Source organism: Burkholderia lata (assembly GCF_902499025.1).
Lineage (GTDB): Bacteria > Pseudomonadota > Gammaproteobacteria > Burkholderiales > Burkholderiaceae > Burkholderia > Burkholderia lata_C.
The window spans coordinates 275,983-298,889 of sequence record NZ_CABVPW010000002.1 but is presented as its reverse complement, the minus strand read 5'-3'; the positions used below and the strand labels follow the sequence as shown (position 1 = coordinate 298,889).

The following is a 22,907-nucleotide window of genomic DNA, read 5'->3' as shown; positions in this document are numbered from 1 at the left end:
TCAGCGTGCCCCGGCGAGCACGTAAGACGCATCGGGCTCGCGCAGCGTCGCCAACGCGCCGACGAAACGCCACGAATCGAGATCGAGCTCGCGCACGTAGTCGTCCTGGAACGACACGTACGCGACGCGCCGCGACGGATGGAACGACAGCGCGGTCGGATTCGCCGGCAGCGCGATGCGTTCGATCTCCTCGAGCTGCCGCGCATCGAATACGGAGATCGACCGTTCGCCCGAATTGGTCAGCAGCAGCAGGTCGCGGCCGTCCGGCGCGCTCGTGCGGTAGATGCGGTTCGGATCGCTGCGCGTCTTCACGCGGCGCCCGCAGGTCATCGTTTCCGTATCGATCTCGACCAGCGTGTCGTCGCCGCGATTCGCGACGAACAGCGTGCGCTCGTCGCTCGACAGCGCATTGCCTTCGGGGCGCGGGCCGGGCATCACCGCGCGCGGTGCGACCGTCGCGTCGCGCGGATGGAATTGCGTGACCGTATTCGACAGCAGGTGCACGCCATACGCACGGCTCGCATCGCGCGTGAGCGTGACGAGGTGCGTCTTCACGCCGCCGGACGGCACGGCCATGTTCGGTACGGGCTGTCGGGTCGGCTCGTCGAACACGAGCAGCATGTCGTGCGCTTCGCTCATCGCGTACAGCCGGCCGTCGCGGTCGCTCGCCATCCCGTGCGGCCGGTAGTACGGCCACAGGTCGAGCATGCGCGTATGCGTGCGTTCCACGAGATCGATTTCGGCGATCCGGTGATCGCCTTCATGGCCGCGCGACCATGCGGTCTCGATTCCGAAGATGCCGACGTACGCAAAGCGCTCGTTCACGTCGACGGTGAACTCGTGCGGGAAGTTCGGCAGCACGACGTGCTTGAGTGCGGTTTTCGTGTCGAGGTCGTAGAAGCTGAAGGTGTGGGCGCATTTCTGCACCAGCAACAGGATGTCGTTCATGGTGGTGTCTCCGTCAATTCGTCAGCAAGCCTGCGTATTCGTGTATCCGGTCTCAGTCCTCGCAGCGTTTCGGCAGCGTCAGCGCGAGCAGGCCGGCCACCGCGAGCGTGATCGCGAGGCTGTACACGCCGGCCGCGGCGCTCACGTGCTGGGTCAGCACGCCGACCGCATACGGGCCGCAGAAACCGCCGAGATTGCCGAGCGCATTGATCAGGCCGCGCGCGCTGCCGGCCGTCTCGACGCTGCAGAGCTTCGGCGGAATCGCCCAGAACACGCCGGCGGCTGCCTGCAGGAAGAAGCCGCAGCCGATCAGGAACGCGAACGACACGGCCATCGACCCATGCGTGAGCACCGACAACGCCAGGCATGCGGCGAAGCCGACCAGCGGCAGCAGCACGAACAGGCGGCGCTTGCCGGTTCGGTCAGACAAATACGACGTGACGAACATCCCGATCACCATCGCGACATACGGCAGCATCGCGAGCAGGCCGATCTTGCCCATCCCGGTGTGCGTGAGGTTTTTCAGCAGGGTCGGCAACCACATCGTATAGCCGTAGATGCCGACCTGATAGCAGAAGTTGATGGCGATCAGCAGCCAGATCGTCGGGTTGCGCAGCAGCTCGCCGAACGACGCGGCAGCCGGCGTGCCGGCCGCGCGCTTGCGTTCCTGTTCTTCGCGCAGCGCGTCGAGGATGTAGGCCTTCTCGCGCGGCGACACCCAGCGCGCGGTCTCCGGGCCGTCGTCGGCGAACATCAGCCACACGACGAGGCACAGCAGCGACAGCGCGCCCGCGCTGAAGAACAGGTGATGCCAGTCGTACGCGGCGAGGATGAAGCCGGACAGCGGCGCGGTGATCATGCCGGCGAGCGGCACGAACATGATGACCATCGCATTCGCGCGGCCGCGTTCGCGGTCGGGAAACCAGTGGCTGACCATCGTCAGCACGACGGGCAGCATCCCGCCTTCGGCCACGCCGAGCAGGAAGCGCAGCGTCAGCAGTTGCCAGGTATGCGTGACGAGCCCGGTCAGCACCGACAGCACGGCCCAGCTCACGAGCGACCACGCGATGAAGGTCTTGCCGCTGCCGAGCGCCGCGCGCCGGCCGCCGGGAATCTGCAGGAACAGGTAGCCGAAGAAGAAGATGCCGCCGGCGAGGCCGGCCATCGTCGCGTCCATGCCGAGATCGGCGTTCATCCCGCCGGGCATCGCGAACGCGATGTTCACGCGGTCCATGTAGGAAATGATGCAGGCGAGCAGCAGCGGCGGGATCACGCGCAGCCAGCGGCGGCGCGGAATGGCTTCGCCGGCTTCGTATGCCGGGGTGGCCGGGTTCAACAGGGTCATGGTGTCTCCAGTCTTGGTGGTGGGCGGCGGCGGTCTTCTGATGGACCGCTGTCACGCCGTGACGCGCCGGTGTCGTACCGGCCGCCGATGCGCAACGCCCCGCGGCGTTGCACGAATGAACCGATACCAGGCGACTAGCGCCCCCAGCGCAGCACGAGCGGATCGAGCCGCCGCGCCGCGTCGAGCAAGCCGGCGCGCACCTGCGGATGCAGCCCGGGCCACGGCGAGCGCGGTGCATCGCACGCGATCACGCCGCCTTCCCGCATCAGCGCCTTCGCGGTCAGGAAGCCCGACTGGCGATTCTCGTAGTTGATCAGCGGCAGCCAGCGCGCGTACTGCTCGACCGCTTCGTCGCGGCGGCCGGCGAAATACGCGTCGGTGATCCGGCGAATCCCGTCCGGATAGCCGCCGCCCGTCATCGCACCGGTCGCGCCGGCATCGAGATCGGCGAGCAGCGTGATGCCTTCCTCGCCGTCCCACGGCCCCTCGATCGCATCGCCGCCGAGCGCGATCAGTTCGCGGAGCTTCGACGCGGCGCCGGCCGTCTCGATCTTGAAGTACGACACCGCGTCGATCTCGCGGGCGAGCGCGGCGAGGAACGGCGCGGACAGCGCGACGCCGCTCGCGGGCGCGTCCTGGATCATCAGCGGAATGTCGAGGCCGTCGGCGGCTTCGCGGAAGAACGCGCGCACCTGCGCTTCGGGTACGCGGAACGTCGCGCCGTGATACGGCGGCATCACCATCACCATCGCCGCGCCGAGCGCCTGAGCGCGCCGGTTGCGTTCCGCGCAGATCCGCGCGCTGAAGTGCGATGTCGTGACGATCACCGGCACGCGGCCCGCGACGTGCTCGAGCGTGGCGCGCGTGATCAGGTCGCGTTCGTCGTCGCCGAGCGCGAATTGCTCGGAGTAGTTCGCGTGGATGCAGAGGCCGTGCGAGCCGGCATCGATCATGAACTCGATGCAGCGGCGCTGGCCGTCGAGATCGAGCGCGCCGGTCGCGTCGAAGATCGTCGGCACAACCGGAAAGACGCCCTGGTAGCGTGCGTTCATGGCGGACCTCACTCGACGATGTCGAACTGGTCGAGGAACTCGGTCTTCAGCGTGAGGCCGAGTCCCGGCACGTCGTCGCGCAGTTGCACGAAGCCGTTCTCGGCCACCGGCTCGCCGTCGAAGATGTAATAGAACAGCTCGTTGCCGACCTCGACGTCGAACATCGGGAAGTACTCGCTCATCGGCGACGCGAGCGTGCTCATCGTCAGGTGATAGTTGTGCATCTGGCCCGCATGCGGGATCACCGGCACGCTGTATGCCTCGCACAGCGCGTTGATCTTGTGCGCCATCGTGATCCCGCCGACGCGGTTCGTGTCGTACTGGACGACCGACACGGCCTTGCGATCCAGCAGCTGCTTGAAGCCGTACAGCGAGAACTCGTGCTCGCCGCCGGAGATCGGAATGCGCGTGAGCTGGTTCAGCTCCGCGTAGCCGTCGATGTCGTCGGCGATCACCGGTTCTTCCAGCCAGCGAGGCTGGTATTTCTCGAGCTTCGGCAGGATGCGCTTCGCGTATTCGAGGTTCCAGCCCATGTAGCACTCGAGCATCAGGTCGTTGTCGTAGCCGATCACCTCGCGGATCGCCGCGACCGACTTCAGGTTCTCGGTCACGCCTTGCTGCCCGTGCGCGGGCCCGTAGCCGAAGCGCATCTTGAACGCGCGGAAGCCTTCCTTCAGGTAGCGCTGCGCCTCGTCCTGCATCTCCTTCAGGTCGGTGCGGTAGAGCTTCGAGTAGTAGCAGGGGATCTTTTCCTTGGTGCGGCCGCCGAGCAGCTTGAACACGGGCTTGCCGACGCTCTTGCCGAGGATGTCCCAGATCGCGATGTCGACCGCCGAGATCGCCGCCATGCCGATGCCCTTGCGGCCCCATGCGTGGGTCGCGCGATACATCCGCTGGTTCAGGTATTCGTAGTCCCACGGGTCCTGGCCGATCACGAGCGGCGCGAGGTACTGGTCGATGATCACTTTCGCGACATGCGGCGCGAGCGCGACGTTGCCGAGGCCGACGATGCCGTCGTCGGTCTCGACTTCCACGACCGTCCACGAATGGAAGCGGAACGTGCTCATCGTTTCCTGCGGTGCGTACAGCAGGTCCATCGCGTTCGAGCAGAAGTTGCCCTGGGGCGGCACGGTCTTGCCTTTCCACTGGAATACGCGGGCGCGGACGGAACGGATTTTCATGAGGGTGTCTCCGGTAATCGATGTTGTCGTGTGTGGGAGGCGCGCGAACGTCACGCCGAAACGGTGGAGGTACGGCGCGCGGCGCCCATCCGGCAGGCGATCTGCAGCGCCTGCCAGGTGGCGCCGACGTCGGCCGTACCGCGGCCCGCGATGTCGTATGCGGTGCCGTGCGCGGGCGTCGTGATCGGCACGGGGAGCCCGCCCTGCACGGTCACGCCGCGCGAGAAGCCGAGCAGCTTGATCGCGATCTGCCCCTGGTCGTGGTACATCGTGACGATCGCCTGGTAGTCGCCGGCCTGCGCCTTCAGGAAGATCGTGTCGGCGGGGAACGGGCCGTGGAACGGCGCATCGGTCGGCCAGTCGCGCGACTGCAGCTTGCGCACGGCCGGCTCGATGATGTCGACTTCCTCGCGGCCGCAGCTGCCGCCGTCGCCGCCGTGCGGGTTGAAGGCGGCGATCGCCACCTTCGGCGCCGCGACACCGTTCGCGAGCAGCGACCGGTAGATCAGTTCGGAGGCCTGTTCGATCCGCTCGATGCTCAGGTAGCCCGGCGCATCCTTCAGCGGAATGTGCGACGAGATGCGCGCGGTCCACAGCTCGCCGAGCGTGTTGAATTCGCAGAAGTAGCCGGTCACGCCGAGCGCTTCGGCGAAGTGGTGCAATTCGTCCTCGTGCTTCAGCCCGCCGAGCTTCATCGCGTACTTGTTCAGCGGCGCGAAGCAGATCGCGTCGATGTCGCCGGCGAGCGCCGCGTCGACGCACAGGTCGAGCACGGTCAGCGTCGAGCGGCCGCCGGCCGCGCCGGGCTGCCCGACCGTGACGTCGGCCGGGTCGATCGTGTCGATGGCGACGAACGCGGCGCGCGCGGTGGACGGCCGGCCGCGCGCGGCGGCGAGCGACTCGACGGGTTCGACGTCGACCGTCACGCCAGCGACGCGCTGGCCGGCTTCCCACAGCCAGCGATCGCCGATCAGCACGAGATTCGCGCGGGCGGTCGCGTCGGGGCGCGCGAGCAGTTTCGCGATCAGTTCGGCGCCAATGCCGGCGGGGTCGCCGAGCGTCAGCGCGACGACGGGCAGGGGCGTGGTGGGCGCGGGGATGTTCATGCTGTGTCTCCGGTGGCGGCGCGGGGCCGTTTGTCTATGGGGTTGATGCTAGGTAGACGGAATGAGTCGGTAAATTGAAAACTCTTGATGAATCGATAACCTGGAGTAATCAAAGATGGGCTCGATCGACCGACGAGACTCGACCCCGCAGCTGCTGAACCGGCTGCGCATGCGGCAGATCGCGCTGCTGCTGGCCGTGGACGAATGCTCGACGCTGCGCGCGGCGGCCGACCAGATGGGCCTCACGCAGCCGGCCGCGACGAAGATGCTGGCCGAGCTGGAGAGCGCGCTCGGCCAGCGGCTGTTCGATCGCGTCGGGCGCGGGCTCGTGCTGAATCCGGCCGGCGAGCGCGTGCTCGGCTATTTCCGTGGGATCCGCGGCAGCGTGGAGGCGCTGAATCGCGAGCTCGGCGAACTGCAGCTCGGCAGCGCGGGGCGGCTGGCGATCGGCAGCATCATGGCGGCGTCGCCGGGGCGGCTCACCGAGGCGCTGGTGCAGCTGAAGGCGCGTTACCCGCTGCTGGCGATCGACATTGCGGTGGATACGAGTGACCGGCTGATGCCGCAATTGCGCGAAGGCGTGCTCGAAGTGGTGATCGGGCGCCACGTCGGGACCGATTGCGATTTCCGCGTGGTGGACGACGAGGCGCTCGCGATCATCGCGGGCCGCGACCATCCGCTCGCCGGCGCGGGGCCGGTGGAATTCGATGCGCTGCTCGATTACGCGTGGATCCTGCAGCCGGCCGGCAGTCCGGCGCGCGAGGTGGTCGAGCGCGAGTTCAACGCGCGGCACCAGCCGATGCCGCGCGGGCTGGTCGAAACGGGGTCGATCCTGACGACGATGAACCTCGTCGACCGTTCGCCGATGCTCGGCGTGATTCCGCTGACGGTGGCGCAGCGCAATGCGGAGCACGGGCTCGTCGCGATCATCGATTACACGCTCGAACAGAAGCTGCCGTCGTACGGCAGCCTCGTGCGGCGCGACCGGCCGCTGAGCATCCCTGCGCAGCAGTTTCTTGCGCTGTTTCACGGGACCGGGGCCGGAGATGATGACGGTGCTTGATGGGGCGGTTTGCCAGCCAAGGCGGCCGAGCCAGCCGCGCCAACCGCGTTGGCCGAATCAGCCGCGTCGGTCGAACGAGCCCGGCAGGCCGAATCAGCCAAGCCGGCCGAACCAGCCGCGCCGGCCGATCCCGCCGAGCCAACCGAGCCAACCGAGCCAACCGAGCCAACCGAGCCAACCGAGCCAACCGAGCCAACCGAGCCAACCGAGCCAGCCAAGCCAGCCAAGCCAGCCAAGCCAGCCAAGCCAGCCGAACCAACCGAGCCAGCCGAGCCAGCCGAGCCACCACCATCACAAAAAGCAGTGAAGCGTGATGACGCCGCCGGCGAGACGGCCGACGCCGGCGAACCCGCGACGACCCGCTTCAGTGCGCCGACGGCGCGGCAGGCGCGTCGGCGAGCGCCGGCAGCGATTCCGACAGTGTGCGTTCCGGCCGGATCCGCAGCGCGGCGACGATGCCGATCAGCAGCATCGCGACCGAACCGATGAACGGCACCGTCCAGCTCCCCGTGCGATCGACGAGATAGCCGAACAGGATCGGCGACAGGATCCCCGAGATCGCGGAGCCCGCGTTCATCATCCCGCTCGCGATGCCGGCGTGGGCTGGCGCGATGTCGCTCGGCACGGCCCAGATCGGCCCGATCGTCAGTTCGAGGCACAGGAACGACCCCGACAGGCACAGTGCGACGCCGGCCGTCGAGTGCACGACCGCGAGCGGCAGCAGGCACACGAGCGCGCCGACGAAGCTCGCGACGATCACGCTCTGGCGCGACAGCGCGAGGTTGCCGGTCTTGCGGTAGATCCGGTCGCACATCCAGCCGCCGAGCGTGTCGCCCACCACGCCCGCGAAGAACACACCGGACGCGAACAGCGCGGTCGACTTCAGGTTCAGGCCCTGGCCGTTCAGGAAGAACGTCGGCAGCCACGTGAAGAACAGCCACGCGGTCCAGCCGTAGCAGAAGTAGACGAAGATGGTCGGCGCCATCCGGCGGAACAGCGGCCCCCACGGCGTCGGGCCGGCGGGCGGTGCGGGGCGCGCGGCACGCGTGCGGCCGTGGCCGGTTTCGTCACCGAGCGGATATTCGCGGAAGCCGACGATCCACCACGCGAGCCACACCAGCGTCACCGCGCCGATCACGAAGAACGCGGCGCGCCATGACAGCCAGGTCATCAGCGCGGCGACGATCGGCGGCGTGACCGCATTGCCGAGCCGCGAGAACGAATGCGTGAAGCCCTGCACGACGCCGCGCCGCTCGCGCGGAAACCAGTGGGTGATCGCGCGGGCCTGGGCGGGCAGCGTCGCGCCTTCGCCGATGCCGAGCAGCAGCCGCGCGGCGAACAACAGCCCGAGGCTGTGCACGAACCCGGTGGTGAAGGTCGACACGACCCAGATCAGCCCGCAGCCGATCAGCGTGATGCGGGCGCCGAACCGGTCGGCGATCCAGCCGCCGCCGATCTGGCAGATTGCATACGAATACGCGAACGCGGAGAATGCGACGCCAAGTTCGGTGTTCGACAGGCCGAGCTCGGCCTTGATCGCGCCGGCCGCGGTCGCGAGGTTGACGCGGTCGACGTAGAGGATGAACGAAAGCGCGCACAGCAGCCACAGCGTGTGGCGCCGTTGACGAGGGTCGTTAGGCATGTGTCTCACTCCATTCTCGTGCGCGGCGTGGCAATGACACCGCGTTCACTGGCCGGGCCAGCATCGCGCGGCGGCGGAGACACTGTCTAATGAATCTTTGGGATCAATCGATAACCCCAGGTATTCATTCCCGTTTCAGGGGCATCATCCATACCAGCCGCATCAGCCGCATCAGCCGCATCAGCCGCATCAGCCGCATCAGCCGTACCCGACGCAACGGAGCACCACAGGTGAAGAATTGACCGACGACGAAGAACTTTCACTCCACCGCGAGAGCCGCTTCTGGGAGCTGGCGCCGGTGAAATGGTGGATCCGCGGGCATGGCCGCGACGGCTATTCGTTCCGTCTGCTGCTGTGGCCGTCGGTGATCGTGTTCGTGCTCGAATTCGTCTGCATGCTGTTCGACGCGCTGTACACCAGCATCGCCGTCAGCGCCGTCGCGACGCTGTTCCTCGGCTTCGCCGGGTACCACGGCGCGCAGCGCGAATGGCTGGTGCCCGCCGCGACCACGCGCGCGCTCGTGAAGGCACGCATGAAGAAGGCGGCCGAGCGGTTCTCGTCGCTCGGCGTGGGCGCGACGGTGCTCGCGATCTTCGTCGCGGCGACGTCGCTGTCGCTCGTGATGTCGGGTCAGCCGGTGCTGGACAGCGTATCGAAGGACGCGGTGTCGATCTTCATCGCGCTGGTGTTCCTGCCGGTGTACGTGTCCGGCGCGGTGCGCAAGCTGGCGATCGCGCGGATCGAGGAAGTGGAGGCGCTGCGCAACGCGACCGTCGGCACCCGCCTGAAATTCGACCGGGCCGGCGCCGTGCGCGCGGTCGTCGTGCAAGGCGCGGCGGGGAAAGGGACCGTGTCCGTGCGGGAGTACACGGTGCTCGGGTTCAACCCGCCGCTCGAACAGGTCGGGCGCGAACCGGGCGCGTGACGGTCAAAGGCGACGTAAAGACGGCCTCTCAAGCCGGAAAGCGCTCGTTTTCCGGTGCCGGCACGAGGTTGTCCGGCCACTGCACTTCGAACCGCGTGCCGCCGGTGCCGGTCGGCACGCACACCGCTTCACCGTGATGCGCATGCGCGATCGCCGCGACGACGGCGAGCCCGAGACCGCTGCCGCCCGGCTGCGATTCGTCGACGCGACGGAAGGCCTTGAACACGTGCGGCGCGAAATCGGCCGGGATGCCGGGGCCGTCGTCGTCGACGCGCAGCCGGCACATGCCGCCTTCGATGCGCGTCTGGATCCGGATCGCACCGGGCACCGCATGGCGGCGCGCGTTTTCCAGCAACGCGAGCAGTGCCTGACGGATGCGTACCGGGTCGCAGCGCATGCGTCGCGTGTCGAGATCGAGCACCGGATGCTGGCCGGCGGCCTGCAAACTATGGGCGAACACGTCGACCACGGCGCGCACGTCGGCGGCGAGATCGGCGTCGCGGATCTCGATGCTCAGGTGGCCGCCATCCGCGAGACTGACCACGCGCAGATCCTCGATCAGCCGCGTCAGCCCTTCGACCTGCGTGAGCAGGCTGCGGAACTGCGCTTCGTCGGGCTTGAACACGCCTTCGGCGAGCCCCTGTAGGCGCCCGCGCAGCACCGTGACGGGCGTGCGCAGCTCATGCGCGATCGCGGCGTTCCAGATCGCCTGCTCGTTGGTCACGCGCTGCAGCTCGTCGGCGAGCGCGTTGAAGTTGTCGGCGAGCAGCGCGGCTTCGTACAGCGAGCGGTCGCCTGCCACGGCGCGCGCACCGAGATCGCCGCGCGCGACGCGGCGAATGCTGTCCGTGACCGAGTTGAGCGGAACGAGGATGCGGCGCGCGAGATTGACGGCGACCGCGACCGACAGCACGAGGCCGACCGACGTGGTCGCGATCAGCCACACCCACTCGGGCGCGGTCGGCAGCAGGTTCTTCGTGTCGAAATGCGCGGGCCAGTAATTGAACGCGAAGTAGTAGAAGACGTAGGCGGTGAGCACCATCAGCAGCGTCACGCCGAACGCCATCCCGGCCATCGTCAGCGCGATCTGGCGGCTCAGGCCCTCGAGCTTCATGTTCAGCTCCAGAGCTTGTAGCCGACGCCGCGCACGCTGACCGGCACGCCCTGCACGCCGAGATCGTCGAGCTTCTTGCGCAGCTTGCTGACGTGGCTGTCCACCGTGCGTTCCAGCGCGTCGCCTTCCGGCAGGCAGGTGGCCATCAGCTCGGCACGGCTGAACACGCGCCGCGGCGCGCGCGCGAGCTGCGCGAGCAGCTTGAACTCGGTGAGCGTCAGCACGAGCGTGTGCCGTTCGCTGCCCACTTCGAGCGTGGCTTCGTGGCGTTCGAGGTCGATCTCGAACGGCGCGACCCGCAGCACGCGCTGCTCTTCCTGGCGGGAGCCGGCCATCGAACGGCGCAGCACCGCCTGCGCGCGTGCGACGACTTCGGCGGGATTGAACGGCTTCACCACGTAGTCGTCGGCGCCGATGCGCAGGCCGGTGAGCTTGTCGATGTCCTGGTCGAGCGCGGTCAGCATGATCACGGGCGTGTCGCCGCGATGACGGATTTCGGCGAGCACCTTCCAGCCGTCCACGTGCGGCATCTGCACGTCGAGCAGCACGAGGTCGGGCTTGAGCTGCAGGTGCAGTTCGAGTGCGCGACGGCCGTCGGCCGCATGCACGGTGCGCAGGCCGCCGCGCGCGAGATAGGCGGTCAGGATCTCGGCGATCTCGGGTTCGTCCTCGGCGATGAGGACGAGCGCCTGGGCGTCCTGGCCGGCGCCGGGGGATGAAGAAAATTCGGGCATGGCCATTCGTTCAGATCCATCGGGGTTCCATCAGGTCGCCATACTACCGCACGGGAAACGCCGTCGAGCAGAGGTGGGGGGGCGGTGCGCGGCAGGCCGCGTCAGCGGATTGCTTCGAAGGCGGGGCCTGGCCGAAACCTTTCGGTCAACGCGCGATTCAACGGGGGCGTATGCCGGCGCCGCGTCACGCGCGATCGCTCTTCCCGTGCATCACCATGATGGTTTGCTGCATCACTGCGCACAGCGTTTCCTTGTCGCCGGTGACGGCGAAGACTTCCGCCTTGGTGACGATCAGCGTTCGCCCCGGCCGGATCACCTCGCCACGCGCGATCAACTTGTCGCCCGCGGCAGGCGCGACGAGGTTGATCTTGTATTCCACGGTCAGCACCGACGCATCGGCCGCCACCGTGGTCATCGCCGCGTAGCCCGCGGCCGAATCGGCAATCATGCCGACCACGCCGCCGTGGATGAAGCCGTGCTGCTGTTCGATGCCCTGCCAGTGCGGCAGGTGGATCTCGGTCCGCCCGACGTCGATCAGCGGCATGCTGGCCTGGATCAGACGCATCGCGTGCTGCTTGTCGAAACTGGCGGCGACGGATTCGAAGTAGTTCGGGTTGAGGGCGTCGGTCATGGCGCTTTGAGTGGGGTTAGCCGGGCTTCATCCGGGATACCGGCGCGCAAGCCGCTCGCGAACGGCTTGCGGGGGTTTCCGGAAGCGTAACGCAACAGGGCCGGACGCGCGGCGGGCACGCTATGGATAGTCGAAATACTTCGCGACGCCGTGCCTGTCGCCGTCGAAATCGATGTTTCATACGAGATCGGGCCGGGTTCCGGCGCGCTCCGCCATTCGCGTGCGTCCGCTTCCTCCTGGTGGCGGCAATTCACCCAATGAATACCCCCGGATTCAGAAAATAAAGTTTAAAAATGCGTCCCCGCCCCCTATGCTGAATCCTTCTGATCTGGCGGGCATGCGATGGCTGAACTTTTTCTGGTACGGCACGGGCAGGCGTCCTTCGGCACGGACGACTACGACCGGTTGTCCGCGGCGGGCGAGCAGCAGAGCGTCTGGCTCGGCGAATACTTCGCGCAGCAAGCGCTCACGTTCGACCGCGTGATCTGCGGCACGCTGAACCGCCACGCGCAGACGGTCGACGCGATCCTGCGCGGGATGGGCCGGGAAGGCACGCCGGTCGACCGCCACCCGGGCCTGAACGAATACGACTTCCACCGGCTGTTCGCGGCCGCCGCGCACGACTACCCCGACATCGCCCGCCTCGCGGCCGGCTCGATGAAAGAGCATTTCCGCGCGCTCCGGCAGGTGCTGCAACTCTGGTCGGAAGACAAGCTCGGCGATGCGGCCCCCGAGACCTGGGCGCACTTCCAGCAGCGCGTGGCCGACGCCCGCGCGGCGATCCGCCACGGCGGCGGCCAGCGCGTGCTGGCGGTGAGCTCCGGCGGCCCGATCGCGGTCACCGTGCAGCAGGTGCTGGCCGCCCCGCCGTCGAGCGCGATCGCGCTGAACCTGCAGATCCGCAACAGCAGTCTTTCGCAGTTTTTCTTCAACGCCGATGCGTTTCACCTCGCGTCGTTCAACGGCATCCCGCATCTGGAGGATCCCGAACGACACGCGCTGCGAACCTACGGCTGACCCACGAACGATCGCGACGATGACGAACCCTACCCAGCAACTCGACGCAGCCCGCCTCACGCGCTATCTGGAAGCGCATGTGCCGGGCTTCGAAGGCCCGGTCGACTTGGAGAAGTTTGCCGGCGGCCAGTCGAATCCGACTTTCCTGCTGCACGCGAAGAGCGGCCGCTACGTGCTGCGCCGCCAGCCGCCGGGCGAACTGCTGAAGTCCGCGCACGCGGTCGACCGCGAATTCCGCGTGCTGAGCGCGCTGTCGGGCACCGCGGTGCCGGTCGCGCGTCCGTATCACCTCTGCGAAGACCGCGACGTGATCGGCAGCATGTTCTACGTGATGAGCTACGAGGACGGCCGGATCTTCTGGGATCCCGCGCTGCCCGAACTGCCGAAGGCCGATCGCGCGGCGTGCTACGACGCGTTGCTGCAGACGATGGCCGCATTGCACGACGTCGATGTCGACGCGGTGGGCCTTGCCGACTACGGCCGCCCGGGCAACTACTTCGAGCGCCAGATCGGCGTGTGGACGAAGCAGTACCGCGCGGCGGAAACGGAGCGCCTCGACGCGATGGAAACGCTGATCGACTGGCTGCCGAAGGCGTGCCCCGCCGACACGGGCCGGCCGACGCTCGTGCATGGCGATTTCCGGATCGACAACCTGATGTTCGCGCGCGACAGCTATCGCGTGCAGGCCGTGCTCGACTGGGAACTGTCGACGCTCGGCAACCCGCTCGCCGATCTCGCGTATCTCTGCATGTGCCTGCGGCTGCCGTCCGGCGGGCAGGTGCGCGGGCTCGCGGGCCAGGATCGCGCCGAACTCGGCGTGCCGGACGAAGCGGCGATCGTCGCGCGCTATTGCGAGCTGCGCGGCATCGAGCCGATCCGCGACTGGCACTTCTACCTCGCATTCAGTTTCTTCCGGCTCGCGTCGATCGCGCAGGGCGTGAAGGCGCGCGCGCTGCAGGGCAACGCGTCGAGCGAGCAGGCGCTGCGCGTCGGCGAGATGGCCGGGCGGCTCGCCGAGCTGGCCGTCGGCGTGATCGACGCGCATCGCTAAGCCGCCGGGCACGACAACACATCAATGGAGGAGCACAGCAACATGGCAACGAATCTGTTCGACCTGACGGGCAAGATCGCGCTGGTGACGGGCGCGAGCCGCGGCATCGGCGAGGAAATCGCGAAACTGCTCGCGGAGCAGGGCGCGCACGTGATCGTGTCGAGCCGCAAGCTCGACGACTGCCAGGCCGTGGCCGACGAGATCGTCGCGGCAGGCGGCCGCGCCGAGGCGCTGGCCTGCCACGTCGGGCGGCTCGAGGACATCGCCGCGACGTTCGAGCACATCCGCAGCAAGCACGGCCGCCTCGACATCCTCGTGAACAACGCGGCCGCGAACCCGTATTTCGGGCACATCCTCGACACCGACCTCGCGGCATACGAGAAGACGGTCGACGTGAACATCCGCGGTTACTTCTTCATGTCGGTCGAGGCCGGCAAGCTGATGAAGGCGCAGGGCGGCGGCGCGATCGTCAACACCGCGTCGGTGAACGCGCTGCAGCCGGGCGACCGGCAGGGCATCTACTCGATCACGAAGGCTGCGGTCGTCAACATGACGAAGGCGTTCGCGAAGGAATGCGGGCCGCTCGGCATCCGCGTGAACGCGCTGCTGCCGGGCCTCACGAAGACGAAGTTCGCGGGCGCGCTGTTCGCCGACAAGGAGATCTACGAGACCTGGATGGGGAAGATCCCGCTGCGCCGTCACGCGGAGCCGCGCGAAATGGCCGGCACCGTGCTGTATCTCGTGTCGGACGCGGCGAGCTACACGAACGGCGAATGCATCGTCGTCGACGGCGGCCTGACGATCTGAGCGCGCGATGAAGATCGACAGCTACGCCGGGCAAGCCGTGATGATCACCGGCGCCGCGAGCGGCTTCGGCGCGTTGCTCGCGAGCGAGCTGGCCGCGATGGGCGCGCGCGTCGCGCTCGGCGACCTGAACGGCGAGGCGCTTGAACGCGTGGCCGCGCCGCTGCGCGCGGCCGGCGCCGACGTGATCGCGCAGCGCTGCGACGTGCGCGTCGAGGCGGAGGTGGCAGCACTGGTGCACGCGGCCGCCGAGCGTTTCGGCCGGCTCGACGTCGGCATCAACAACGCGGGCATCGCACCGCCGATGAAGGCGCTGATCGACACCGAAGAAGCCGATCTCGACCTGAGCTTCGCGGTGAACGCGAAGGGCGTGTTCTTCGGGATGAAGCACCAGATCCGCCAGATGCTCGCGCAGCGCGAAGGCGTGATCCTGAACGTCGCGTCGATGGCCGGGCTCGGCGGCGCGCCGAAGCTCGCGGCCTACGCGGCGTCGAAGCATGCGGTGGTCGGGCTCACGAAGACGGCGGCGATCGAATACGCGCGCCACGGCATTCGCGTGAACGCGGTGTGCCCGTTCTACAGCACGACGCCGATGGTCACCGACAGCGATATCGGCGACCGCCAGGACTTTCTCGCGCAGGGCTCGCCGATGAAGCGGCTCGGCCGGCCCGAGGAAATCGTCGCGACGATGCTGACGCTGTGCGCGAAGGAAAACACTTATCTGACCGGGCAGGCCGTCGCCGTCGACGGCGGTGTCTCGGCCTTCTGACGGAACCGGACGAACGGAATCGAGGAGTCGATCATGGATTTTGGCTATACCCCGAAAGTGGAAGAACTGCGCAGCCGCGTGCGCGCATTCATGGACGCGCACATCGTGCCGCGCATCCGCCAGTGGAACGAGGAAGTGCACGCGGGCCAGTATCCCGTGTCGTTCATGGAGGAACTGAAGGCGCGCGCGAAGGCGGAAGGGCTGTGGAACCTGTTCCTGCCGCACCTGAAGGACGACGAGCCCGGCATGGGCCTGACGAACCTCGAATACGCGCCGCTCGCCGAGATCATGGGGCGGGTGGGCTGGGCGTCGGAAGTGTTCAACTGCAACGCGCCGGACACCGGCAACATGGAGCTGCTGCACATGTTCGCGACGCCGGAGCAGCGCGAACAGTGGCTGAAGCCGCTGTTGCGCGGCGAGATCCGTTCGGCGTTCGCGATGACGGAGCCCGACGTCGCATCGTCGGATGCGACGAACATCACGACGCGCATCGAGCGCGTGGGCGACGAGTACGTGATCAACGGCCGCAAGTGGTTCATCACGAACGCCGCGCATCCGAACTGCAAGATCTTCATCGTGATGGGCAAGACCGATCCCGAGGCCGCGTCGCACCAGCAGCAGAGCATGATCCTCGTGCCGCGCGACACGCCGGGCGTGACGGTCGTGCGCAACATCACGGTGGTCAATCACCATGCGCCGGAAGGGCACTGCGAGATCACGTTCGACAACGTGCGCGTGCCGGCGAGCAACCTGCTCGGCGAGGAAGGCAGCGGCTTCGCGCTTGCGCAGGCACGCCTCGGGCCGGGCCGCATCCACCACTGCATGCGCTCGATCGGCGCGGCCGAGCTTGCGCTGGAACTGATGGTCGACCGCGCACAGTCGCGCGTCGCGTTCGGCAAGCCGCTGAACAAGCACGGCACGGTCGGCGAATGGATCGCGCGCTCGCGCATCGAGATCGAGCAGGCGCGCCTGCTGGTGCTGAAGGCCGCGTGGATGATCGACAAGGTCGGCGCGAAGGCCGCCCGCAAGGAAATCGCGATGATCAAGGCGCTGGTGCCGACCGTGTACACGGATGTCTGCGACCGCGCGATGCAGGTGTTCGGCGCGGCAGGCCTGAGCCCCGATACGCCGCTCGCCGACCTGTGGACCTGGGGCCGCGCGCTGCGCTTCGCCGACGGCCCGGACGAGGTGCACCTGCAGGCGATCGCACGGATGGAAATCAAGGACGGCGAGCCGGGTTCGACGGCGCCGTACCTGACGCCGCCGCCGCGCGGCTGAGCATCGCGCCACGATGCGCAGGGCCGTGGACGAACGGGAGGCGCCCGCCGTAAGATGCCGGCAAGGAGATCCGGCGATGCGCCTTTCGAAGATTGACCTGAACCTGTTCGTCGTATTCGACGCGATCTACACCAAGCGCAACCTGACGCGGGCGGCCGAGGTGCTGAACCTCACGCAGCCGGCCGTCAGCAATGCGCTGGCGCGGCTGCGCAAGACCCTCAACGATCCGCTGTTCGTCAGCACGCCGGCCGGGATGATGCCGACGCCGCTGGCCGAGAACATCGTCGGCCGCGTGCGCGAGGCGATGCAGCTGCTCGATTCGAGCGCGCATGAAGGCGACGTGTTCGATCCGGCGTCGTCGACGCGCGTGTTCCGGATGAGCATGAGCGACCTGACCGAGGCGCTGCTGCTGCCCGCGCTCGGCGAACTGCTGCAGACGCATGCGCCCGGCATGCACGTGCGCAGCTACACGATGGACCGCCGCGAAGTCGCGACCGCGCTCGCGAACGGCTCCGTCGACATCGCGATCGACGCGCCGCTGATCGGCGATCCGCACCTGCACCAGGCGCTGCTCGTGCGCGACCGCTATGCGTGCATGATCCGCGACGATCACCCGTTCAAGGGCGACACGCTCACCATGGACGACTACCTTGCGATGGGGCACATCCACGTGTCGAGCCGCCGCAAGGGCAGCGGGCACGTCGATGCGGAACTGACGCGCCTCGGGCTGCGGCGCACCATCCAGATGCGGGTGCAGCACTACATGGTCGCGCCGCTGATCGCGATGCGCGGCGATCTCGCGCTGACGGCGCCGCTGCGGCTGCTGCAGCGCTATCCGGCGCGCATTCTCGAACTGCCGTTCGAGATGCCGGCCCTCGAATACTTCTGCTACTGGCATCGCAGCGCCGATCAGGACCAGGGCAGCCGGTGGCTGCGCGAGCAACTGATGATGCTGATGGGCGGGATCGGAGAGGCGGCGTGACGGAGGCGGCCGTGTCAGCGTGACGTGTGCTGTACGTCGAGATCGCCATCAGTTCCGCAACGCCCGCACTAGCACCTTCGCCACATGCACGGCCTGCGTCTGCGCGCCGTCCTGAATCTGATGCCGGCAACTCGTGCCGTCCGCGACGACGATCGCGCCTTCGGCGCGTGCCCGCACGGCCGGCAGCAGCGACAGTTCGGCCATCGCCTGCGACGCATCGTAGTGTTCGGCTTCGTAGCCGAAGCTGCCGGCCATCCCGCAGCACGACGATTCGACCGGCGACACTTTCAACCCTGGAATCCAGCTCAGCACCGTCTGAACCGGCGTGAACGCGCCGAATGCCTTCTGGTGGCAGTGGCCGTGCACGAGCGCTTCGCTTGCATCGATCGCATGCAATGGCAGCGACAACCGGGCGGCCTCCTGCTCGCGCACGAGAAACTCCTCGAACAGGAACGCGTGGCTGGCGAGCCGTGCGGCTTCGTCGCCATACCCGTAGGCCAGAAACTCGTCGCGCATCGACAGCAGGCACGAAGGCTCCAGCCCGACGATCGCAACGCCGCGTTCGAGGTACGGTCGTAATGTATCGAGCGTGCGTTTCGCCTCGGCCTTCGCTTCGTCCACGAGCCCGGCCGCGAGGAACGTGCGGCCGCAACACAGTGACCGCTCGCCTTCGCGCACGTTGAAATGCACGGTATAGCCGGCCGCTTCGAGCACGGCTTGCGCGGCGCGGGCGTTGTCCGGCTCCTGGTAGTTGCTGAACGTATCGACGAAGAGCAGCACTTCGCGGGTGGTCGAGTCGCTTTTGGAAGACGCCGACGTACCCGTACTCACGTTCGCCAGAAACGGTCGCGCGAACGCAGGCAACGCCCGCTGCGGCGCGAGCCCGATCCATCGCTTCACCATCGAAGCAACGACCGGCACGCCATTGGCGAACGTAATCGCACCACGCATCCGCGCGGCCCACGGCGCATAACGCGGCAGGTACGCAACGAGCCGTTCACGCAGCGTCGTGCCATGCTTGCGGTTCCACGCGTGCCGCGCCTCGATCTTGAAGCGCGCCATGTCGACACCGGTGGGGCAATCGCGCTTGCAGCCCTTGCACGACACGCACAGGTCGAGCGCGGCCTTCACGTTGTCGCCGGCGAGGCCATCGGTGCCGAGCTGGCCCGTCACCGCGAGCCGCAGCGTGTTCGCACGGCCGCGCGTCACGTGCTGCTCGTCGCGCGTCACGCGGTAGCTCGGGCACATCGTGCCCGCGTCGAACTTGCGGCAGTGGCCGTTGTTGTTGCACATCTCGACGGCCGACGCGAGCCCGTGCGTGATGTCGGTGCCGGAGCCGGGCGCGGTTTCGTCACCGGTCAGCGGATTGCGCGTGACGTTCCACGCCGACCAGTCGAGCGCCGGTTGCAGCGACAGTGCCGCATAGCCGGGCGCGAAGCGGAAGTGCTCGCGCGCATCCATCTTCGGCGGATTGACGATCTTGTCCGGATTGAAGCGGTTGTCCGGATCGAACAGCGTCTTGATCTCCGCGAACGCCGCATTCAGGCGCGGGCCGTACTGCCACGCGACCCATTCGCCGCGGCACAGCCCGTCGCCGTGTTCGCCCGAATACGCGCCCTTGTACTCGCGCACGAGCGCCGCCGCTTCTTCGGCGATCTCGCGCATGCGGGACGCGCCGTCGCGCCGCATGTCGAGGATCGGCCGCACGTGCAGCGTGCCGACGCTCGCGTGCGCGTACCACGTGCCTTCGGTTTCATGCTGGTGGAACACGTCGGTCAGGCGGCGCGTGTATTCGGCGAGGTGCTCGAGCGGCACCGCGCAATCCTCGATGAACGACACCGGCTTGCCGTCGCCCTTCATGCTCATCATGATGTTCAGCCCGGCCTTGCGCACGTCCCACAGCGCCTTCTGCGCGCCGGCATCGGTCATCTTCACGACGCTGTCGGGCAGCCCGAGATCGGCCATCAGTTCGACGAGCCGGTCGAGCTGCGCCAGTTGCGCGTCGCGCGATTCGCCCGCGAACTCGACGAGCAGGATCGCCTGCGGCTGCCCGACCAGCGCCTGTTCGATCACGGGGCGGAATGCCGGGTTCTCCATCGACAGGTCGATCATCGTGCGATCGACGAGTTCGACCGCTACCGGCTTCAGCTTCACGATGTGCTGCGCGGTGTCCATCGCCTGGTAGAAGGTCGGGAAGTTCACGACGCCGAGCGCCTTGTGCGCGGGCAGCGGCGCGAGCTTCAGCGTGATCTGCCGGCTGTACGCGAGCGTGCCTTCCGAGCCGACGAGCAGGTGCGCGAGATTCGCGTGCCCGTCGTCGGTGTACGCGCGTGGATTCTGGCAGTCGAACAGGTCGAGGTTGTAGCCGGCCACGCGGCGCAGCACCTTCGGCACGCGCTCGACGAGTTCGTCGCGCTCGCGCTTCGCGATGCGTTCGACACCGTGCAGCAGGTCGAGCGTGCGGCGGTCGGTCACCGGCTGCGCGAGCGAGCCGAACCGGCATTCGCTGCCGTCGGCGAGGATCGCGTCGATCGCGAGCACGTTGTGCACCATGTTGCCGTACTCGATCGAGCGCGATCCGCACGAGTTGTTGCCGGCCATCCCGCCGATCGTGCATTGCGCGGCCGTCGACACGTCGACCGGAAACCACAGCCCGTGCGGCTTGAGCCACGCGTTCAGGTGATCGAGCACGATGCCGGGCTCGACGGTGACGGTGCGCGCGTGCGCATCGAATTCGACGATCCGGTTCAGCCATTTGCTGTTGTCGACGACGAGCGCCTCGCCGACCGTCTGCCCGCACTGGCTCGTGCCGGCGCCGCGCGCGAGCACCGGGATCTTGCGGTCGCGCGCGATGTCGAGCGCGATCCGCAGGTCGTCCTGGTCGCGCGGCACGACCACGCCGAGCGGCATGATCTGGTAGATCGACGCGTCGGTCGCATAGCGGCCGCGGCTTGCGCGGTCGGCGTAGACGTCGCCGCGCATTGCCTTGCGCAGCCGCTCGAACAGCGGCGACAGCGCGGCGCCTTGCGACGGCACGAGATGGACGGGGCGAACCAGCGAAGGCGAGACGGCGGATGTCATGGCAGCGGTCGGTATCGGGTGGAAGCGGATCGGGCGGGGATCAGGCGAGGGTCACGCTGACGGGCGGCAGCCCGGGAATGCGGCCGACGGCCGTGCCCGCGGCCTGAGGGAAAAACATCCCCGTGTACGAGCCGGTCGTGACGACGGTGCCGGCCGGCAGCGCGATGCCGCGCCGCGCCGCGTGATTGACGAGCCACGGCAGCAGGCGGCGCGGGTCGCCTGCGGGGTTGGTGCCGGGCGCCGGGCCGGCGATGTCCTGCCCGTCGAACGAAAACGCCGGCGCCGGCGCGAGGAACGGGAAATCGTTGCGATAGCCGGTCATCTCGCCGAGCACGAGCGCGCCGTGGTTCTGCAGGTCGGCGAGCTGCGCGACGGGCGCGACGTCCGGCCATTCGCGAAAGCGGCTCGCGACGATCTCGATCGATGCGCCCATCTGCGCGATGCCGTCGAACACTTCAGCGTCGGCATACGCGGCAGCACGCGGCGCGAAGTCGCGGCCGAAGCGGAACGCGATCTCCAGTTCGAGGCCGAGCGGCCGGAACGCGCCGCGCGGCAGCGTGACGCCGCTCGCATGCCGGCAGTCGTCCGGCAGCGGCGCGCCCTGGATCGGCCCGTCGGGCTGTTTCGCGCCGACCTTCCATGCGCCGATCGCGGCGCTGCGTTCGGCGAGCAGGTGCGCCTGCACCGCATAGGCGGCGTCGGCATCGACGGGGACGAGTTCCGAGGGCAGCGCGGCGAACGCGATGCCGTGTTGCCAGCCGGCGGCGAGCCGGACGGCGAGGTCGTGGGTAGCTTGGGTCATCTTGAGTAACGTGAGGGAAAGGCGGGCGCCACGCGCAGCAGCGCCCCGTTGACATCAGGCCGGCGAGCGACTGGCGGCCGGTTGTTCGGCGGGTGCATCGGCGAAGCGGCTGTCCGGCTGCATGCGGAACGCGAGCAGCACGCCGACGCCCATCAGCACCATGCTGCCGATGAACGGCAGCTCCCAGCTGCCGAAGCGGTCGATCACGAAGCCGGAGATCACCGGCGACAGGATTGCCGCGAGCGCGGAGCCGGAATTCATCATCCCGCTCGCGGTGCCCGAGTATTCCGGCGCGATGTCCATCGGCACGGCCCACATCGGGCCGATCGTCATTTCGGCGAAGAAGAAGCCGGCCGCGAGGCACGCCATCGACACGTACAGGTGATGCGTGAAGAGCAGCGGCAGCAGCGCCAGCAGCGTGAGCAGCATGCAGATCGACACCATCCAGCTGCGCGCACGCTTGAGGCTGCCGGTGCGCGCGTAGATGCGATCGGTGACGATGCCGCCGAGCGTGTCGCCGATCACGCCCGCGAAGAACACCGCGGAAGCGAACACGGCCGATTTCTTCAGGTCGAGGTCGTAGCTGTGCAGGAAGTACTGCGGAATCCAGCTGAGGAACAGCCACAGTGTCCAGCCGTAGCAGAAGTACACGATCGTGACGGGCATCATCCGGCGGAACAGCGGGCCCCACGGCACGTTCGCGGGCTTCTGCTTCGGTTGCGGCAGCGCATCGAGTTCGGCCTGCGTGATGCGCGGGTGGTCCTTCGGGTGTTCGGTGTAGACGAGCGCCCACACCACGACCCACACGATGCTGATCACGCCGCAGATATAGAACGATTCGCGCCATCCGTACACGGCCATCACCGCGACGACGGCGGCCGGTGCGACCGCGTTACCGACCCGCGAGAACGCATGCGTGATGCCCTGCGCGAAGCCGCGTTTCTCGCGCGGCACCCAGCGCGACATCGCCGACGTGGCCGCCGGGAACGTCGCGCCTTCGCCGAGCCCGAGCAAGAGGCGCGCGGCGAGCAGCGACGCGAGGCCGCCGGCCATCCCGGTGAGCAGCGTCGCGATGGCCCACAGCAGCCCGCACGCGAGCAGCGTGCGGCGTGCGCCGAAGCGGTCGCTGACCCAGCCGCCGATGATCTGGAACACGAGGTACGGATACGCGAACGCGGAGAACACGAGGCCGATCTCCGTCTTGTTCAGCCCGAATTCCCGGCCGAACCCGGCGGCGGCCGTGCTCACGTTCACGCGATCGAGGTACGTGATGAAGTACATCACGCATAGCATCACCAGCACGATGCCGGTCGCCCGGAACAGCTTCATGTTGTGTCTCCTGGATGTTGTCTGGCTTGCCGCTGCAGCCGCACCGGCTCTGG

The 22,907-nt window shown here is 67.9% G+C and carries 21 protein-coding genes; 9 read left to right on the top strand and 12 right to left on the bottom strand.

Annotated elements, in window-relative coordinates; genetic code table 11:
- From BDI24065_RS02915 to BDI24065_RS02895, 5 genes are all read right to left on the bottom strand, one after another.
- Nucleotides 1–948, bottom strand: coding sequence for a YncE family protein (locus tag BDI24065_RS02915; RefSeq protein ID WP_175029942.1), 948 nt, complete (start codon nucleotides 946–948; stop codon nucleotides 1–3).
- A 52-nt stretch (nucleotides 949–1,000) separates the two neighbouring features.
- On the bottom strand, nucleotides 1,001–2,293 hold the full coding sequence (locus BDI24065_RS02910; protein ID WP_175029941.1) for an MFS transporter: 1,293 nt from the start codon (nucleotides 2,291–2,293) through the stop codon (nucleotides 1,001–1,003).
- Between the two features lie 134 nt (nucleotides 2,294–2,427).
- Nucleotides 2,428–3,345 carry a dihydrodipicolinate synthase family protein gene (locus tag BDI24065_RS02905; RefSeq protein WP_175029940.1) on the bottom strand — a complete coding sequence of 306 codons (918 nt, stop codon included), beginning with the start codon at nucleotides 3,343–3,345 and terminating at the stop codon, nucleotides 2,428–2,430.
- Nucleotides 3,346–3,353: 8 nt separating this feature from the next.
- Complete coding sequence (locus BDI24065_RS02900; protein ID WP_089443636.1) at nucleotides 3,354–4,526, bottom strand: L-rhamnonate dehydratase; 1,173 nt, start codon at nucleotides 4,524–4,526, stop codon at nucleotides 3,354–3,356.
- Nucleotides 4,527–4,576: 50 nt separating this feature from the next.
- On the bottom strand, nucleotides 4,577–5,632 hold the full coding sequence (locus tag BDI24065_RS02895; RefSeq protein WP_175029939.1) for a 4-hydroxythreonine-4-phosphate dehydrogenase PdxA: 1,056 nt from the start codon (nucleotides 5,630–5,632) through the stop codon (nucleotides 4,577–4,579).
- Nucleotides 5,633–5,747: 115 nt separating this feature from the next.
- On the opposite strand from BDI24065_RS02895, the gene BDI24065_RS02890 reads away from it, so the two are divergent.
- Complete coding sequence (locus BDI24065_RS02890; protein ID WP_175029938.1) at nucleotides 5,748–6,695, top strand: LysR family transcriptional regulator; 948 nt, start codon at nucleotides 5,748–5,750, stop codon at nucleotides 6,693–6,695.
- 364 nt (nucleotides 6,696–7,059) lie between these two features.
- Here the strand turns inward: BDI24065_RS02890 and BDI24065_RS02885 are convergent, their stop codons facing one another.
- Nucleotides 7,060–8,337: an MFS transporter gene (locus tag BDI24065_RS02885; protein WP_175029936.1), complete on the bottom strand. Its 1,278-nt coding sequence runs from the start codon at nucleotides 8,335–8,337 to the stop codon at nucleotides 7,060–7,062.
- An 89-nt stretch (nucleotides 8,338–8,426) separates the two neighbouring features.
- On the opposite strand from BDI24065_RS02885, the gene BDI24065_RS02880 reads away from it, so the two are divergent.
- Both BDI24065_RS02880 and BDI24065_RS02875 read left to right on the top strand, forming a co-directional pair.
- The gene (locus BDI24065_RS02880; RefSeq protein WP_175029935.1) at nucleotides 8,427–8,579 is read left to right on the top strand and encodes a hypothetical protein; all 153 of its coding nucleotides are present in this window, start codon (nucleotides 8,427–8,429) and stop codon (nucleotides 8,577–8,579) included.
- Nucleotides 8,576–9,262, top strand: a complete 687-nt coding sequence (locus BDI24065_RS02875) for a hypothetical protein (RefSeq protein ID WP_175029934.1) — start codon at nucleotides 8,576–8,578, stop codon at nucleotides 9,260–9,262. The genes BDI24065_RS02880 and BDI24065_RS02875 overlap by 4 nt, the downstream gene beginning before the upstream one ends.
- Before the next feature lie 28 nt (nucleotides 9,263–9,290).
- Here the strand turns inward: BDI24065_RS02875 and BDI24065_RS02870 are convergent, their stop codons facing one another.
- The 3 genes from BDI24065_RS02870 to BDI24065_RS02860 all read right to left on the bottom strand — a co-directional run bounded on the left by BDI24065_RS02870 (nucleotide 9,291) and on the right by BDI24065_RS02860 (nucleotide 11,741).
- On the bottom strand, nucleotides 9,291–10,376 hold the full coding sequence (locus tag BDI24065_RS02870; RefSeq protein WP_175029933.1) for an ATP-binding protein: 1,086 nt from the start codon (nucleotides 10,374–10,376) through the stop codon (nucleotides 9,291–9,293).
- A 2-nt stretch (nucleotides 10,377–10,378) separates the two neighbouring features.
- The gene (locus tag BDI24065_RS02865) at nucleotides 10,379–11,110 is read right to left on the bottom strand and encodes a response regulator (protein ID WP_175029983.1); all 732 of its coding nucleotides are present in this window, start codon (nucleotides 11,108–11,110) and stop codon (nucleotides 10,379–10,381) included.
- 184 nt (nucleotides 11,111–11,294) lie between these two features.
- Nucleotides 11,295–11,741 (bottom strand): PaaI family thioesterase, encoded by a 447-nt coding sequence (locus BDI24065_RS02860; protein WP_175029932.1) that lies wholly within the window; start codon nucleotides 11,739–11,741, stop codon nucleotides 11,295–11,297.
- A 342-nt stretch (nucleotides 11,742–12,083) separates the two neighbouring features.
- Here BDI24065_RS02860 and BDI24065_RS02855 point away from each other — a divergent pair, with 342 nt between their 5' ends.
- The 6 genes from BDI24065_RS02855 (at nucleotide 12,084) to BDI24065_RS02830 (ending at nucleotide 17,642) form a co-directional block, all read left to right on the top strand.
- Entirely contained in the window at nucleotides 12,084–12,758 is a 675-nt protein-coding gene (locus BDI24065_RS02855) for a histidine phosphatase family protein (RefSeq protein WP_175029931.1), read from the top strand.
- A 19-nt stretch (nucleotides 12,759–12,777) separates the two neighbouring features.
- Nucleotides 12,778–13,809, top strand: a complete 1,032-nt coding sequence (locus tag BDI24065_RS02850; RefSeq protein ID WP_175029930.1) for a phosphotransferase — start codon at nucleotides 12,778–12,780, stop codon at nucleotides 13,807–13,809.
- 42 nt (nucleotides 13,810–13,851) lie between these two features.
- On the top strand, nucleotides 13,852–14,616 hold the full coding sequence (locus tag BDI24065_RS02845; RefSeq protein WP_175029929.1) for an SDR family oxidoreductase: 765 nt from the start codon (nucleotides 13,852–13,854) through the stop codon (nucleotides 14,614–14,616).
- A 7-nt stretch (nucleotides 14,617–14,623) separates the two neighbouring features.
- On the top strand, nucleotides 14,624–15,382 hold the full coding sequence (locus tag BDI24065_RS02840) for an SDR family NAD(P)-dependent oxidoreductase (protein WP_175029928.1): 759 nt from the start codon (nucleotides 14,624–14,626) through the stop codon (nucleotides 15,380–15,382).
- A 33-nt stretch (nucleotides 15,383–15,415) separates the two neighbouring features.
- The gene (locus BDI24065_RS02835; RefSeq protein ID WP_175029927.1) at nucleotides 15,416–16,660 is read left to right on the top strand and encodes an acyl-CoA dehydrogenase family protein; all 1,245 of its coding nucleotides are present in this window, start codon (nucleotides 15,416–15,418) and stop codon (nucleotides 16,658–16,660) included.
- Nucleotides 16,661–16,736: 76 nt separating this feature from the next.
- Nucleotides 16,737–17,642: a LysR family transcriptional regulator gene (locus tag BDI24065_RS02830; protein WP_174988022.1), complete on the top strand. Its 906-nt coding sequence runs from the start codon at nucleotides 16,737–16,739 to the stop codon at nucleotides 17,640–17,642.
- Nucleotides 17,643–17,690: 48 nt separating this feature from the next.
- On the opposite strand, the gene BDI24065_RS02825 is transcribed toward BDI24065_RS02830, so the two are convergent.
- Genes BDI24065_RS02825 through BDI24065_RS02815 form a run of 3 tightly spaced genes read right to left on the bottom strand, consistent with a single transcriptional unit; the run spans nucleotide 17,691 to nucleotide 22,854 of the window.
- Nucleotides 17,691–20,723 carry an FAD-binding and (Fe-S)-binding domain-containing protein gene (locus BDI24065_RS02825; protein ID WP_175029926.1) on the bottom strand — a complete coding sequence of 1,011 codons (3,033 nt, stop codon included), beginning with the start codon at nucleotides 20,721–20,723 and terminating at the stop codon, nucleotides 17,691–17,693.
- A gap of 40 nt (nucleotides 20,724–20,763) precedes the next feature.
- Nucleotides 20,764–21,525: a 2-keto-4-pentenoate hydratase gene (locus BDI24065_RS02820; protein ID WP_175029925.1), complete on the bottom strand. Its 762-nt coding sequence runs from the start codon at nucleotides 21,523–21,525 to the stop codon at nucleotides 20,764–20,766.
- A 54-nt stretch (nucleotides 21,526–21,579) separates the two neighbouring features.
- Nucleotides 21,580–22,854: an MFS transporter gene (locus BDI24065_RS02815; RefSeq protein WP_175029924.1), complete on the bottom strand. Its 1,275-nt coding sequence runs from the start codon at nucleotides 22,852–22,854 to the stop codon at nucleotides 21,580–21,582.
- Nucleotides 22,855–22,907 lie beyond the last annotated feature (53 nt).